The sequence below is a fragment of the Cephaloticoccus primus genome, assembly GCF_001580015.1.
Classification (GTDB): Bacteria; Verrucomicrobiota; Verrucomicrobiia; order Opitutales; family Opitutaceae; genus Cephaloticoccus; species Cephaloticoccus primus.
On the sequence record NZ_LSZQ01000042.1, the window covers coordinates 49,749 to 63,708 of the forward strand.

At 66.2% G+C, this 13,960-nt stretch carries 10 protein-coding genes; 4 read left to right on the top strand and 6 right to left on the bottom strand.

Annotation, left to right across the window (positions count from 1 at the left end; genetic code table 11):
• The first annotated feature begins 217 nt into the window (after window positions 1-217).
• On the top strand, window positions 218-1,045 hold the full coding sequence (locus AXK11_RS05410; RefSeq protein WP_068630077.1) for a metallophosphoesterase family protein: 828 nt from the start codon (window positions 218-220) through the stop codon (window positions 1,043-1,045).
• Between the two features lie 91 nt (window positions 1,046-1,136).
• Here AXK11_RS05410 and AXK11_RS05415 read toward each other — a convergent pair whose 3' ends face one another.
• From AXK11_RS05415 to AXK11_RS05440, 6 genes are all read right to left on the bottom strand, one after another.
• Window positions 1,137-1,799: a hypothetical protein gene (locus AXK11_RS05415; protein ID WP_068630080.1), complete on the bottom strand. Its 663-nt coding sequence runs from the start codon at window positions 1,797-1,799 to the stop codon at window positions 1,137-1,139.
• Window positions 1,800-1,907: 108 nt separating this feature from the next.
• On the bottom strand, window positions 1,908-2,603 hold the full coding sequence (locus AXK11_RS05420; RefSeq protein WP_068630082.1) for a DUF502 domain-containing protein: 696 nt from the start codon (window positions 2,601-2,603) through the stop codon (window positions 1,908-1,910).
• Window positions 2,604-2,726: 123 nt separating this feature from the next.
• Window positions 2,727-3,215 carry an rRNA maturation RNase YbeY gene (gene ybeY, locus AXK11_RS05425; RefSeq protein ID WP_068630085.1) on the bottom strand — a complete coding sequence of 163 codons (489 nt, stop codon included), beginning with the start codon at window positions 3,213-3,215 and terminating at the stop codon, window positions 2,727-2,729.
• Window positions 3,212-5,641: an HD family phosphohydrolase gene (locus tag AXK11_RS05430; protein WP_068630086.1), complete on the bottom strand. Its 2,430-nt coding sequence runs from the start codon at window positions 5,639-5,641 to the stop codon at window positions 3,212-3,214. Before AXK11_RS05430 ends, ybeY begins: the two co-directional genes overlap by 4 nt.
• Before the next feature lie 107 nt (window positions 5,642-5,748).
• Window positions 5,749-6,732 carry a PhoH family protein gene (locus AXK11_RS05435; protein WP_068630088.1) on the bottom strand — a complete coding sequence of 328 codons (984 nt, stop codon included), beginning with the start codon at window positions 6,730-6,732 and terminating at the stop codon, window positions 5,749-5,751.
• Window positions 6,729-7,358 (bottom strand): HIT family protein, encoded by a 630-nt coding sequence (locus AXK11_RS05440; protein ID WP_231865771.1) that lies wholly within the window; start codon window positions 7,356-7,358, stop codon window positions 6,729-6,731. The genes AXK11_RS05435 and AXK11_RS05440 overlap by 4 nt, the downstream gene beginning before the upstream one ends.
• Window positions 7,359-7,476: 118 nt before the next feature.
• On the opposite strand from AXK11_RS05440, the gene fabF reads away from it, so the two are divergent.
• The 3 genes from fabF (at window position 7,477) to AXK11_RS09435 (ending at window position 13,930) form a co-directional block, all read left to right on the top strand.
• Window positions 7,477-8,871 (top strand): beta-ketoacyl-ACP synthase II, encoded by a 1,395-nt coding sequence (gene fabF / locus AXK11_RS05445; RefSeq protein WP_082780933.1) that lies wholly within the window; start codon window positions 7,477-7,479, stop codon window positions 8,869-8,871.
• A 114-nt stretch (window positions 8,872-8,985) separates the two neighbouring features.
• Window positions 8,986-10,425 carry a 3-deoxy-D-manno-octulosonic acid transferase gene (locus AXK11_RS05450; RefSeq protein ID WP_068630093.1) on the top strand — a complete coding sequence of 480 codons (1,440 nt, stop codon included), beginning with the start codon at window positions 8,986-8,988 and terminating at the stop codon, window positions 10,423-10,425.
• Window positions 10,426-10,489: 64 nt separating this feature from the next.
• On the top strand, window positions 10,490-13,930 hold the full coding sequence (locus AXK11_RS09435; RefSeq protein ID WP_156469218.1) for a DEAD/DEAH box helicase: 3,441 nt from the start codon (window positions 10,490-10,492) through the stop codon (window positions 13,928-13,930).
• Window positions 13,931-13,960 lie beyond the last annotated feature (30 nt).

A 13,960-nucleotide genomic window follows, 5' to 3' on the forward strand; every position in this document is an offset into this window, starting at 1 on the left:
TCGGGCGCGCCGCACCGCACGGGTGGCACAGGCCATTGCTGGCCGTTGCCCCTGCCAGTTTCCCCGCAGTTTGGAATCGCGCTCGTAAACGCCCTAGGCTCGCCCCGCTTCGTTGATAGGACAGGTAGGGCGGGGAGGGAGCGCGAGCGAAGGGGAGGGGGCTTCGTTTCGATAAAAGAAGTAGCAAAGCCCCACCTGCCTTGCTGCTTTCTCCCGGATGCGACTCGCGGTTCTTGGCGATATTCACGGCAACCTCCCTGCTCTCGAAGCGGTGCTCAAAGAGATTGAGCGGCTCTCGCCCGATCAGCTCCTCGTCTCGGGCGACGTGGTGGACGGCGGGCCCGACTCGGCCCTGTGCTGGGAGCGAGTGAAGTCACTCGGCTGCCCGATCATTCGCGGAAATCACGAACGCTACGTTTTCGACTACGGCACGCCGCAGGCCGATCCGGTCTTCGCTACAGAGCAATTCGCGCCGCTGCACTACACGGTTGAAAACCTGAGCGCGGCCCAGCGTGCCGAGCTCGCTGCGCTGCCGCTTATGTGGGCCTCTGCAGACTGGCCGGGACTGCTCGTCGTCCACGCCTCGCAACGCAGCGACGCCGACTCCATCTGGCCACACACGCCGAGCGAGATGATTGACCCCATGTTTTCAAAACCCGCTCCGAAACTGATCGTGCGCTCGCACAATCACTTTTGCTCCACTCGGCAGTGGCGGGGGCGGCGGATTGTGACGACGGGCTCAGTGGGGCTGCCACTCGACGGTCAACCGCGCGCCCAGTTTTGCGTTTTGACCAAAGGCAGCGCTCGCACACACGCGGTGCGCGTGGAGCACAGGTCGGTCGCCTACGATGTGGGGGCGACCCTGCGCCGCTGTCAGGAAACCGGCTACGCCGCACGCGCCGGTGTGCTCGGGCGGATGTTTATGCGCGAAATCGCTACGGGCGCTCCGCAAGTCGTCCCCTTCCTGCGCCATTTCCACAGCCGCCTGAAGGAGACGCCCGCACTCACCCTCACTCAAGCCGAGGAAGAGTACCGCAGGCTGTGAGCCACCCGCCTTCCTGGGCGCGCGCTCTGGTGGGTGAGTCGGTTCTTGAGTGACAGTGCTTCAGCAACTTGCAGCCAAATGCTGCCGCGCCCTAATCGACCAATATTTCAGTGTGGGTGCGGAGGTAATCGCAGAGGTGGGCGTGGAGGGTAGCGACGGTGTCGGTTGGCGGGCTTTGTGTGGCGATGGGCTGGTGAATCAGTTCGCCAGCGAGAGCGCGGAGCTCGGCAGGGAGCGCGGGGAGCCAGTGCTGGCGCAGCGGGTACCCCTCGTCGCGCGCAAAGCAATAGAGCGCCTTCAGGTGAACGATGTCGGGCCGTCCGCTTGTGGCAAAGGAGCTGAGCGCTTGGCGCAGGAGCCGCATCGTGCCAGCGCGAACCTCTTCGGGGACGGGGTTGCGGGCGAGCATGGCGGTGAACTCGCAGGCGTGGCGCAGCGTGTCGTAGCTGCGGGCGATGCCGCTTTCGCGATGCAGCAGGCGGCTTTCCTTGATAAACCAGGACTGCCCTTGGTTGGGGCTCTCGGCCAAGAACTCGGCTTCGTCGAAGAGATCGAGCGGCGCGAGGCTGGAGCCCTTTATTGAGGTTTTCGCTGCGCGGCGGGGGCTGTTTTGCGCCGCGCCACTGCCCGCGTTTTTCGGGAGTCTTTGCCACAGATCAAGCTGCCCGTGCTCAGCCGAGAAAACAGTGAGCCCCTGAAACTTTTCCCTCGGCAATCGCTTCACGAGGACGATCCCTTGAGTCTTTAAAAGCAACCCGGGCACGGCAGGAGGGGTATTGGGTTGGAGCGGTGAGCCGGTAACAGCAGGACGACTTGGCACAGGAAATTTCCCGGGTGCGAGCGTACCGCTCGCACAAGATTTTTAAGCCTCTGATTCGCGCGTAGCCGCCACCGGCGCGTCCTTCGGCGGGGGCCAGGGGGGGATGACACTGCCGCCGGAGATGATGAGCTTCATGCCGTCGGCCACGCTCATTTCGAGCTCCACAATTTCTTCGGGCCGCAGCAGCAGGAGGAAGCCGCTGGTGGGGTTGGGCGTGGTGGGGACGAAGACGCTCCAGGGCTCGCCCATACCGGTTTTTACCTGCGGCTCGGCTTGTGATTTACTGGTGAGAAAACCGATCATCCACGAGCCGCGCCGCGGGAACTCTACGAGCACGACTTTGCTGAAGAGGTTGCGGTTTTGTACGCCGAAGGTGCCCACGATTTGTTTGACCGTGTTGTAGATCGGCCCTGCACCGGGGATCACGAGCATGAGTCGCTCGCTGGTGCGGATGAGGAAGCGGGCAAAGACGTGTCGTGAGATGTAGCCGAGCAGGGCGACGAGCAGCAGGACGACGACCGTCGACAGGATGTCCCAAAACAGGGTCAGCCCGGGGCGTAACTGGAGCTGCAAGGGGAGCAGGTGGATGAGGAGCGGGCGGGCCCGGCCTCCGACGAGCTCAATGATTTTGAGCAGGGCCCATAGCGTCACCATCAGTGGCGCGACCAGCACCAGTCCGGTGAAAAATGCATTGCGAAAGGTGACTAGCTTGGGGTGCTCGGTAGAGGAGTTGGGCATGGCTGGGAGAGCGTAGAGATCTCGCTTACCCTGCTCTCCCGCGCAAAGCTATTTGGCGCGGTGACGGGCGGGAGATCGCAGGGGCGGAGGACGTGGCCCGCGGCCCACCGGCGCGTCGTACGCCTAAGCGGTGAGCGAAAAACGGGGCCGCAGGCCCGCGTCTGCGAGCGCGCGCATGGCGCGTTTCTCGGCGGCGCGCATTTGGCGTTTTAGTGCGGGCTGGAGGTCGTCGTAGCCCGCCAGGTGCAGCCAGCCGTGGACGAGGTACAGCGTGAGTTCCTCCGAAAAATCCCTACCTTGCGACTGCGCGTAGTCGGCGGCGCGGTCTGCCGAGACGCAGATCTCGCCCGCAGTGCCGAGCTCGGGCGTGCCCTCAAAGGTGATGACATCCGTCGGCGTGGGGTCGTCCAGAAAATCGGCGTGGAGCTGGGCGAGTGCCGGATCGGTCATGAAAACGATCGACAGTTCGCCGCCCGGGACGCCTTCGCGAAAGGTGCCCTTGGTCGAGGCCGCCACGGCGTCCAGCGTGCTGATAACGCGGCGCACTGCCGCGCGGTCGAGCCGCAGCGCGGGGTGTTGGTTGGCAATGCTGATCGGGCGGGGGCGGCTCACGGCTTGGCGGGCTTGTCGGTGCTGGGGTACTCGATGCGCGAGTGCAGCATGTTGATCATGCTGTGCGAGAAGCTCTCCTTGACGACGCTCAGCTCGGCAAAGGTGAGCGAGGATTCGTCGAGCTGGCCGGTCTCGACGCGCTCGCTGATGACGGAGTCGATCAGCTCGTTGATGTGCTGCGGGGTGAGCTGGCGCAGGCTGCGCGAGGCGGCCTCGATCCCGTCGGCCAGCGAGATGATCGCGCTTTCCTTAAAACTGGGGAGCGGCCCGTCGTAGCGGTAGGTGCTCTCGGCGACCGCTGCGGGCGCGATGCCCGGGAGGTGTGCGGTGTTGTTTGCCGCGGCGTTGCTGTTTTGTGTGCGCTCGCGCTCGCGGTGGTAGAAGTAACGGATCAGCGAAGTGCCGTGGTGCTCGCGGATGACGTCGATGATCGGTCGCGGCAGGTGGTGCTTGCGGGCGATATCGACGCCTTCCTTGACGTGGCTTTTGATGATGAGCGCGGAGAGCGAGGGGTTGTTTTCATCGTGCGGGTTTTCGCCGCCGCGCTGGTTTTCGATAAAGTACTCGGGCATCACCGTCTTGCCGATGTCGTGGTACAGCGCGCAAACGCGGGCGAGCAGTCCGTTGGCACCGATGGCAGTCGAGGCGGTTTCCGAGAGCTGGGCGACGACGAGCGAGTGGTGGTAGGTGCCGGGCGCTTCGAGCTGCATTTTGCGCAGCAGCGGGTGATTGTAGTCGGTGAGCTCCAGCAGCGTGATGTTTGTGGTGCGCTTGAATAGCGTTTCAAAAATCGGCAGCAGGCCGACGACGAGGATGCCGGTCGTCACGCCCGAGGCGAGGCCGACGCCAAACTGCTTGAGCAAGGTCGCCGCCGGAAACTGCTCGGCATAGCCCACGAGCAGCGCGAACAGCGCAATCGCCAGTCCGCCGAAGCCTGCCGCGCGGACCACCTGGCTGCGCCGCCGCACGTCCTGGCAGGAGAAAATCGCGACGGTGGAGGCGAGGAAGGTCACCACCAGAAGGTCGAGCCGGTTGCCATAAATCAGCCCCGTGAAGATCGAGATAAACAGGGCCATGAAAATGGCTGAGCCCGCATCGATGAGGATGGCGAGGATCAGCGGCGCAAAGGCCGATGGCGCGATGTAGGGCAGGGTAGAGGCCCAGTCGCTGTTGGCCGCGAAGAAGTCCATCTCGGCCAGCGAGAAGACGAGCCGCACGAGCGCGATGTTGAGGATGACGACGAGCGCGAGCAGCCCCAGGCGGCCATTGCTCTGGAAAGTTTCGCGGTCTTCGAGCCGCACGTAGAAGACGCTGGCGAGCACCATCGCGAGGACGAGGAGCACGCGGCCAAAGAGCTGCATGCGCTCGTCGAGCTCGCCTGCGCCGCTCTCGCGCAGGGCTTGGCGGTGCGCCATGAGCATCTCGTACTGCTCGGGGCTGACGCGCATGTCGGGCTCAATGATCGTCTCGCCGCGAGAGACTTCCACAGTCACTGGCTTCAGGTTGGCAAGTGTCTCGCGCTGGCGCTCGCTCGTGGCTTCGCGGTCGAAAACGAGATTGGGCCGGACGCCGTGGCGCAGCAGCCGGAACAGCGCGACTTGCGCGGCGCGCGGCACGTCTTCGCCCGAAAGGTTGAGCCGCAGGTAGGTAAGCGCCTGTTCCTGGGACTGGATCCGGCGGGTCGTGACGCTGTCCCCCGGGCCCGCGATCTGGATCAGCGGGACGCTGCCTTCCTGTTGCTGCGTGGAGCCCGAGCTGAGGCTGCCGTCGTGGACGCCGTCGGCGTAAATCTGGGCGAGCGTGTCGAGCCCCGCCTGGAGGAGGGCGCCGCGCCGCTCGGCCGAGGGCACCTGGGCGAGCAGGGTTTTAAAATCATCGAGCTGGGCGCGGTAAGGCCCGGCTGCATTAAACGCCTGAAACGCGAGCGCGAGCGAATCGCCGACCGTGGGTTTCCCGGCGGCTTCGGCGGGCGCGTTTTTCGGATCAAGGGGAGTGCCCGCATCCGCATGGGCTTCGGCAGCAGTAGAGGCTTCTCCGCCCGCCTGTGCCTGGAGCTCGACCGTGCGCGCGTGCAGCGTGCGCAGCGCTTCTTCAAAGGTGTGCAGCGCAGCCGAATCGAGCCGGTAGACCGGTGGCACGCGCTCCAGCACTTGCTCTTGGGCAGCCGCAGTACGCAGCGCGCTTTCGTACGAAAAGGGCACCGTGGCGGCGATACGGACGGTAGCGATTTGCCCTTGGAGGACGGGCAGGTGCGCGGTGTTTAGCCCTGCGGAGCTGATCGCGACAATGGCCGCGATCGTCGTGAAAAAGATGAGCGCGGTAACGATCCGGCTGCCCTCCAGAAAGACCATGAAGGCGGTGGGCTCGGCCCGCCGTCGATGTCGGCGCAGGCCGAGGAGTGTTTTGATGCGGTTGGTAAAAGACATGGTATCGCGGTGGTAGCCTATTGTTCGCTATGGACGCGCGGAGTGCTGCGTGTGTTCGAAGGGCGTTTGCGAGTGTGCGGCGGGGTAGGGTGTGACCTGCTTTTCAGCTAACCCTCCTCCGGCTGAATCGGGTTTGGGAACTGGTCGTACGCGGTGATGATTTTTTGCACGAGCGGGTGGCGGACGACGTCGGAGCCGGAGAACCGGTGAAAGGCGATTCCCGGGATGTGATTCAAGATGTGCTGCACCTCGATCAGGCCGGACTGTTTGCTGCGCGGCAGATCGACCTGGGTGACGTCTCCGGTGATCACCATTCGCGAGTCTTCGCCGAGCCGCGTCAGGAACATCATCATCTGCTCAGGGCTCGTGTTTTGCGCTTCGTCGAGGATGACGAAGGCATTGGAGAGCGTGCGACCGCGCATGTAGGCCAGCGGGGCGATTTCCAGAATCCCCTTTTCGCTGAGCCGCCCGATCTCATCGGTGGCGAGCATGTCGCCGAGTCCATCGTAGAGCGGGCGCAGGTAGGGGAGGATCTTTTCGCGCAAATCGCCCGGGAGGAAGCCGAGGGCCTCGCCTGCTTCGACTGCGGGCCGCGTGAGGACGATGCGCTGCACTTCGTTTTGCAGCAGCGCGCGCACGGCAGCGGCGATGGCGAGATAGGTCTTGCCCGTGCCCGCCGGGCCGATCCCGAAGACGACCGGATGCTGAAGGATCGACTGGAGGTAGAGCTTCTGCGCGAGCGTTTTTGGGACGATGCTCTTGCGGTGAGTCGGGATGACCAGCGGCTGGGTGACGAGGGACTGGAGCGACTCGCCCTCGCCGCGTGCAAACGTCTCGACGATGCGCTCAAAGTCGGGCGTGCGGATCGTCATCCCCTGTCCGCGCGCCGCATCGAGAAAGGCAAAGGCCGCTGCTGCGCGGGCGAGCGGCTCGGCGCCTGGTGCCTCGATCTTGATCCAGTCTTCGCGCGCGGTCAGCCGCACTCCGAGGAGGGCTTCGGCCTGCGGGAGGTTTTCCTCGCGGCCCGCGTAGAGCTGGGCGCGGTGCCGCGGATTGGCGAAGTGGAGCGTTTGAGAGAGGGGCGCACTCATGTGCTTGGGCCTGTCTGTTTCTCGACGGCGCTCGCCGTCTGAGCGGGCGGCGAAGGTTGCTGCCGCGCAGCGGGTGCGCTGCTGCTGCTGCCGCTCCCGGGACTCCCGGTTTGGCCGAGCGTGCTGGCGACTTCGCGCAAGCGCGCCCACAGCGCTTCGAGCGACTGCGGCAGGATGCGCGTCCCCCCGAGCACGGGCATGAAGTTGCTGTCGCCTTGCCAGCGCGGGACGATGTGCGCGTGGAGGTGTGCGATCGAGCCGCCCGCTGCGCTGCCCAGGTTGTAGCCGATGTTAAACCCGTCGGGCCGCAGTGCGGCGGTGAGCAGCCGCTTGGCGTAGACGAGCGTTTCGCCCAGGTCGCCGCGCTCCTCGACGCTCAGCTCCTCGATGTCGGTAACTTCGCGGTAGGGGATCGCCAGTAGATGCCCCGGGTTATACGGGTAACGATTCATCAGCAGGTAGCTGAGGCGGCCGCGGTAGACGATGAGTGCGCGGGCATCGTCGCCCAGCGCAGGCAGCTCGCTGAAGGGGCGGTCGGTCTCCGGATACCGAGGCGCGGCGATGTATTCCATCCGCCAATAAGGGTGCAATTGCTCCATCTGTTGAGTGGGGGGCGACTGCGGCATAAAGCGCGCCCTCTGGCAAAGCCAAAGATGCTTCGCGCTTGGCAGTCGCTCCACAGCGACTCAGCTATAGCCACCTTAGACGCTCCCCATTCCTCACTCTGCTTTTTTGATGTTTTTGATGAATACCCATACGAATTCCCCGATCTCTGGCGGCGAAAGCGCATCCGCGAAAAACGCCCCTCCCGCCCCTCCCGCCTCTGCGCCTCCTGCGCGCCGCCGCGTAGTGGTCACTGGCCTGGGCGCGGTGACGCCCATCGGCAACAGCGCCGCCGAGACTTGGGCGGCACTGATCGCGGGCCGCAGCGGGATCGGGCCGATCACGCGCTTCGACGCGAGCGGCTGCGCCGCGCAAATCGCGGGCGAGGTGCGCGGGCTGGAGCCCACCGCGCCGCTGGCGGCCGCGCTCTCGCCACGCGGCCCGGACGCGCCGCCGCTCACCCAAGTCTTTACGCCGAAGGACATGAAGAAGTTTGGCCGCTTCACCCATCTTGGCGCGGTGGCTGCGGTGGAGGCGTACGCGGACAGCGGGCTGGATGCGCAGCGCGCCGCGCTCGTGCCCGAGCGGCTGGGCGTAAACCTGGGCGTGGGGCTGGGCGGCCTGCCCGAGATGGAGGCCACGCACGACATGTGGCAGGCAGGCGGGTTTCGAAAAATCTCTCCGTTCTTCATTATCCAGATCGCGCCCAACCTGCTGGCGGGTCAGGTAAGCCTGCTGCTCGATTTTCGCGGGCCCAACATGAGTGTCGCCAGCGCATGCGCGACCAGCGGCCACTCGCTCGGCGAGGCCGCGGCGGCCATCGCGCGCGGCGATGCGGATGTGATGCTCGCGGGCGGTGCCGAGTCGACCATCACGCCTCTGGCAGTCGGCGCCTTTGCGCAGATGCGCGCGCTCTCCACGCGCAACGACGCGCCAGCGGCGGCCTCACGCCCCTACGACCGCGACCGCGACGGCTTTGTCCTCGGCGAGGGCGCGGTCGTTTTCGCGCTCGAAGAATACGGGCACGCGCGGCGGCGCGGGGCGCGGATCTACGCCGAGCTGCGCGGCTACGGAGCGAGCGCGGATGCGTACCACCTCACCTCGCTCGCTCCGGGGGGAGAAGGCTCGGCCCGCTCCATGCGGGCCGCACTGGCTGCGGGCGGCCTTGCGCCCGGCGAGGTCGACTACGTCTCGGCCCACGCGACCTCGACCCCGGGCGGCGACGGCGAGGAAGCCGCCGCAATCGCCAGCGTGTTTGGCGAGCACGCGCCGCGCCTCAACGTCAGCGGCGTCAAGTCGATGACCGGCCACCTGCTCGGCGGCGCGGGTGCGCTCGGCGCCTTTGCCGCCGTCAAGGCAATCGCCGAGGGCACCGTCCCGCCGACGATCAATCTGGAAAACATCGATCCGGCCTGCGCCGAAACAGGGCTCAACTTTACGCCCAATGTGGCAGTAAGGCGCGAAGTCCGCGCCGCGCTCTCCAACTGCTTCGGCTTTGGCGGCACCAACGCCTCGCTCGCCTTTGCGCGAGTCTGAGTCCGCGCCGTTAAAAACGCGTACACTAGGCGTAACGGCGACCAACCTATCGGCGGCGATTTTTACGGAGCCCCCGCTCAACAGCCGCCGCCGCGCCAAGCGCCCGTTTCACTGATGCTCTGGCTCTACCGGCTACTCTATCCCTTTGCGCTGCTGATCGGCGCACCGTTTTACTTGCGGCGGATGTGGCGGCGCGGCGGTTATCGCGAGGGCTTCGCCCAACGGTTTGGCCGCGTGCCCGCTCTGCCGCCGCTCCGGCCAAAGCACGTTTCGCCAGCGAATGGCACCGCCGCCGCCGCGCGCCAGCGGATCTGGCTGCAAGCGGTGAGTGTGGGCGAGCTGCTGGCGGTCGCTCCGCTTCTGGAAGCCTGGGCGCGCGCGGGCCACGAAGTTTACCTCACCACGACGACGAGCACGGGCTACCGCCTGGCGCGCGAGCGATACACCGCCTTAACAATCGGGATCGGCTACCTGCCGCTGGATTGGTGGCTCTTTAGCGCGCGCGCCTGGCGTGCCGTAAATCCCGACCTCGCGCTGCTCATGGAGGGCGAGCGCTGGCCCGAGCACATCGCGCAAGCGGCGCGGCGCGGTGTGCCAGTCGCCTGCCTCAACGCGCGACTTTCCGACCGAAGTTTCAGGCGCATGCGGCGCGCCCGGTGGGCCGTAAAGCCGCTGCTGGGCGGGATCACGCAAATCCTCGCCTGCTCGCCGGAAGACGCGCAGCGATTCCGCGCGCTGGGTTTTGCCGCCGGGAAAATCGAGACAACGGGGAATATAAAACTGGATGTCCGCGTGCCGCCGCTCGGTGCAGACGCCCGGGCGCAATTGCGGCGCGAGCTTGGCATCGGGGCGGTGGCGGGCGAGGACGCCACCTGCGCACCGCTCGTTCTCTTGGGTGCATCGACCTGGCCGGGGGAAGAGGCCGCACTGGTCGATGCGTTTTTGCGCGTACGTGCGGCCTCCGCATCCGCCGCCGCAGCAGCCAATCGCGGCGCACCACCGATTTCGCTCGTTCTGGTGCCGCGGCATGCCGAGCGGCGCGGCGAGATCGCGGCCTTGCTGCGCGAGCGCGGGCTGAGCCACCGGCTGCGCTCCGATTATTTGCGCTCGGCCGACGGGTTCGCAGGTGTGCCGCCCAATGCCGCAGCAACTGCCGCCGTGGAGGTCGCGGTGGCCGATACGACGGGCGAGCTCCAGCAGCTCCTGCAAGTGGCCGACCTCGTCTTTGTGGGTAAAAGCCTGCCACCGCACACTGAGGGGCAGACGCCGGTCGAATCGGCGATTCTGGGAAAGCCGATTTTGTTTGGCCCCGGGATGGGGAATTTCAGGGCAATCGCCCGCGAGCTCGTGAACTGTGGCGCGGCCCGCGTGGTGCCCGATCCGCAAGCGCTCGCCGCTCAGGTGTGCGCGCTACTCACTGCAGAGGCGGGCGCGTCAGCGCGCGCGGCGATGGGCGCAGCGGGCCGGGCGTGGCACGCGCAAAACGTGGGCGCAGTGGAGCGGACTGTGCGGGCGGTCGCCCAACTGGTTGAGCCGGGCCGCGGCCATAAATAACCCTTAAGTCACAGTTCGTGGTTGCCCGCATTTTGGGGCGACCTACCGTCATCCCTTTTTTCGGATGCACCCCCATGCGACAAAGCGCATCTACACACCGCAATCGCTCGAATTCTGGTTTGAAAAACTGGGCGAAGATTGGTCTAACACTTTTAAAGAAAGCCAGTTAGAAAATGGGCGGCGGCTTTATCGCGAAGGGCAGGTCCGCGAACTGGAGCTGACGGCGGGCGAGGCGATCATCCATCGCCGTATCGATAAGCGCGACGAATACGCCTTGATCGAGTGGGAGCCCAGTTCGGGCGGACGCGAGCGGCTCCATGTGCGCTCTTCGACGACCGACCTGGAGGAGGCGCGCGCGCTGGCGGTGGCCGGGCTGCACGAGATTGAAGAACTCATCGCCGACGAAATTCCGGCCACGGCGGACGACTCCCTCGAAGCGGCCGCACCCGAGCGCCCCAAGGCGGCTGCGAAAACCGCCCCGGATGCCGCTAAAACTCCCGCGCCGAATCAGCCGAGCCCAGCCCTCCGCGACAAAAGCGACTCGCTGCCTGCGGCGAGCCGTAGCGGCGCCACGCCTCAGGTCTCTGCCGCCGCCACGACTGCACCTCCCGCCTCTCCCGCTCCTTCCGCTCCCGAAAACCGCAGTAACCGTGAGCTGCTGCTTGATTTTAAGGTCACTTCGGCGGGGCTGAGCTTTCAGGCGTATTGGCTGGAGGCAGACGGCGCGCGCCAGCCCGCGCTCGGCGCCAGCGCGAACAGCGGTGTGCACGTGAGCAGCGCAGAGCGAGCCAAGCTGATCGGGCTCGCGGCCTATGCGCGCAAGGCGCACCTGCTCTACGATCAGGCGAGCGGCGTTTACCTGATGGAATCGCTGGTCGAGATCCCGAGGTTTTTAAAAACGACGCTGCCCGCGTGGGAGAAGCTCTTCCGGGTCGAGATCGACGCCCGCGCCGAGCATCTGCGGCACGGCACGCGCTCAATTGACATCGAGGGCATCGCGCAGCGCAGCGACAGCGGGGGAGGGGGCTACTCGCCCTTGGCCGATAAGGCTGCGGGGGCGACGAGCGCGGGCTCGCGCAACTGGCGCGGCGCGGTTGACGCCGTGGAGGGCATCAACCTGCGCTGGATCTTCCGCGTGGGCGAAAGACTGCTGAGCCCCGGCGAGGTGCGCACGGTGCTCAAGAGCGAGGGCAAGCCGGTGTTGCTGCCCAACTTTGGCGTCGTCGCAATCGAGCCCGAAAAACTGAGTGCGTATAAAACCTTTGGGCCGAAGCGCAGCCTGGCCACAGCGAGCGCGGCGCAAGCGGAGCTCCCGAGCGCAGCTTCACCGAAGCAGCTCGGCGAGCAACACTCCGAGGAAGCCGGTCGGGCCACCGCGCCAAACGAAGCCGCGAACGCCTCTTCCGCTCGGCAGTCGGGTGAGGGAGGCGGTGAGCCCGAGCTGCCGCCTTATCTGATTTTCTCCCTGTTTAACGAGGCGGGCCTGAAGCTCACGCTCAGCCCCGAGCTCGAGGCATGGCGGCAGCGATTGCTCGCTGCGCCGCCGCCTGCGGCGGACTTGCCCGAGCTTCTGCGGCCCTACCAACGGCGCGGTGTCGAGTGGCTCGCGCACCTGGGCGAGCTGGGCTGCCACGGCTTGCTGGCCGACGAGATGGGCCTCGGCAAAACCCTGCAAGTGATCACGCTGCTGAGCCACGCCCGCCGGGCAAACGAAGTGCCTTTCGCCGCTGCCAAGCCTTTACCCAACACCGCGGAAGTTACTGAGGCAGACGCGCGCCCAACAGAAGGCGCCGCAGACTCCTTATTCTTGCGCGACGGCAACGGAGCTGCGCCTTCTTCGTCCGAATCTGCCGTGGATGCTGGGAATGCTACCAGGCCTGACGTGCGACCAGCGGGAGCGCGCCAAATAGAAAGGTCGAAGGACCTCCCGTCGCTGATTGTTTGTCCGGCCAGCGTGGTGCCCGTTTGGCAGGAGGAGATCGCTCGCTTCGCGCCCGAGCTGCGCACCGCAGTCTTGAAGGGCAGCCACGATTTTGTGAGCGACCGGCGAGCCGAGCTCGTGTGGATCGCCAGCTACACGCAGCTCCGCAAACATCGCGAGCAGCTCGCCCACCAAAGCTTCGACTACGCGGTGCTCGACGAAGGGCAGTTTATCAAAAACCCCGACGCCAAGGTCTCGCAGACCTGCTGGGAGATCTGCGCGCGGCGGCGGATCGTGTTGACCGGCACGCCGCTGGAAAACCGCCAGCTCGACCTGTGGAGCCTGTTCCGCTTTTTACTGCCGGGGCTGCTCGGCACGCGCGCGAGCTTCGAGGCGGCGCTCGCCAGCGACCGCGTGGGGACGACCGAGCGGCTACGCGCGCAGCTTGCGCCCTTTATCCTGCGGCGCACGAAGCGCGAGGTCGCCACAGAGCTGCCGCAAAAAGTCGAGATGGAGCTGCTGTGCCCGCTCAGCGACGTGCAGAAGGCCGAGTACGCGCGCACCTGCGCCGAGGGGCTGGAGCGGCTGGGTGACGATATGGCGGTGGCCCTGCGCGAAAAATCCTTTGGCTTCCTCGCCCTGCTCACGCGGCTGCGGCAGACTTGCTGCGATCCCGACCTGCTGCCGTGGCGCAGCTCGCCGCTCAGCGATTCGGGCAAGCTCATGCTGCTGGTCGAGAAGCTCGCCGAGGTGATCGAGAGCGGCCACAAGGTCGTGATCTTTTCGCAGTTCGTAAAACTGCTCGACCGCGTGAAGGCCGCGCTCGATGTGCATCACCCGCTGCTCCCGCGCTTCGAGCTGACCGGCGGCACGCTCGACCGGCAGCGACCCGTGCAGGAGTTTCAAAATGCGGTGGGCGCGGCGGCGATGCTCGTCTCGCTAAAGGCCGCCGGCACGGGCATCACGCTGCACGCGGCGGACTACGTGTTCCTGCTCGACCCGTGGTGGAATCCGGCGGTGGAGGCACAGGCGGTCGACCGCGTCCACCGGATCGGCCAGGAGAATACCGTTTTCGTTTACCGGATGGTGACGGCGGGGACGATCGAGGAGCGGATCCAGGACCTGAAGGCAGAGAAGAAGGAGCTCTTCGACAAGCTGCTCGGTGGCACGGGCGCGGACATCGACCTCGGCGCGCACTTTGACTCGCTACGCAGCCTGGTGGAGCTCGGCGCGAGCGTGGGCGGCAGCGACTCCGCGACCCTCGGCGCAGCAGGCGGTGCAAGCGCGGTGGGCGCAGGCCCGAGCGCGGGTGGGCCAGCTCGCCTTGCGGAAAATGGCCGCGCCGAGCTGCGCGCTGCTGGAGCCAATGCGCCCAGGCCCAGCGGCCGCCTCGACCTCGCCGCGCTCGCGGCGACGATGAGTCCCGACGAGCTCGACTTCGCAGCGGCGCAAACGCTTCCGGCCGCCGCCAAGGCTGTCGCGGCAGAAACCGCCGCCGCCGGCCCAAGCCCAAGCGCCGAGCTCGCTCCCGCCACTGCCGCCCGCGTCGAGGCGCAGCAATCCGAGTTGGACTTTCTCAGTTAGCGCGGCGCAGAGTCCCCCCCGAAGTCTCCG

What these genes read in the sequence shown, in the direction of transcription:
- AXK11_RS05410 (WP_068630077.1), top strand. Translation starts at nt 218, where the DNA reads ATGCGACTCGCGGTTCTTGGCGATATTCACGGCAACCTCCCTGCTCTC.
- AXK11_RS05420 (WP_068630082.1), bottom strand. Translation starts at nt 2,603, where the DNA reads ATGCCCAACTCCTCTACCGAGCACCCCAAGCTAGTCACCTTTCGCAAT.
- AXK11_RS05430 (WP_068630086.1), bottom strand. Translation starts at nt 5,641, where the DNA reads ATGTCTTTTACCAACCGCATCAAAACACTCCTCGGCCTGCGCCGACAT.
- AXK11_RS05435 (WP_068630088.1), bottom strand. Translation starts at nt 6,732, where the DNA reads ATGAGTGCGCCCCTCTCTCAAACGCTCCACTTCGCCAATCCGCGGCAC.
- AXK11_RS05440 (WP_231865771.1), bottom strand. Translation starts at nt 7,358, where the DNA reads ATGCCGCAGTCGCCCCCCACTCAACAGATGGAGCAATTGCACCCTTAT.
- fabF (WP_082780933.1), top strand. Translation starts at nt 7,477, where the DNA reads ATGAATACCCATACGAATTCCCCGATCTCTGGCGGCGAAAGCGCATCC.
- AXK11_RS05450 (WP_068630093.1), top strand. Translation starts at nt 8,986, where the DNA reads ATGCTCTGGCTCTACCGGCTACTCTATCCCTTTGCGCTGCTGATCGGC.
- AXK11_RS09435 (WP_156469218.1), top strand. Translation starts at nt 10,490, where the DNA reads ATGCACCCCCATGCGACAAAGCGCATCTACACACCGCAATCGCTCGAA.